General features: G+C 70.7%; 1 protein-coding gene and 1 pseudogene. Both read left to right on the top strand.

Going from position 1 to position 574, the window contains the following annotated elements; all coding sequences use genetic code 11:
• A pseudogene (locus tag AC5RUJ_RS18050) lies at nt 1–204 on the top strand (phosphofructokinase); the annotation flags it as partial.
• Nucleotides 201–574, top strand: a 374-nt coding sequence (gene surE, locus AC5RUJ_RS18045) for a 5'/3'-nucleotidase SurE (RefSeq protein WP_494156492.1), incomplete at its 3' end; no start/stop codon positions are given. The pseudogene AC5RUJ_RS18050 and the gene surE, both read left to right, overlap by 4 nt.

Raw genomic sequence — 574 nt, 5'->3', positions numbered from 1 at the left:
GGCGGCACCATCCACGAGGCGGTGGTGCTGGGCACGGCCGCCGGCGCGCTGAACGTGACCCGCCACGGCCTGGGCACCGGCGAAGAGGGCGCCATTCGGAACCTGACCAAGCTGGTGACGGTCTCGCCCTACGACGGCGGCGGGAAGGCAGCAGGACGGCAAATCAGCCCCGACGAGTTGGCGCGGAAGGTTCAAGAACAATGACCAAGCCGAAGATGGTCCTGATCACCAACGACGACGGCATCGACTCCCCGGGCCTGCACGCCCTGGCAGCAGGAGTCCTGGAGGCCGGCCTGAACGTGACGATCGCGGCGCCGGTTGCGGAAGCCAGCGGCAGCAGCGCGTCCATTACGGCCCGGGAGGACGAGGGCCGCATCCGGATCGAGCGGCGCACGTTGAAGGGCCTGGAGTCCGTGCCGGCGTTTGCCGTGCACGGCACGCCGGGCTTCATTGCCATGATCGCGCCGCACGGTGCCTTCGGGGACGGCCCGGACGTGGTGCTCTCCGGGGTGAACCGCGGCGCGAACGTGGGCCGGGTGATCCTGCACTCCGGCACGGTCGGCGCCGCGCTGAC

It is taken from the genome of Arthrobacter sp. Y3223164, from assembly GCF_059091005.1.
This window is presented reverse-complemented; position numbering and strand designations above follow the sequence as displayed.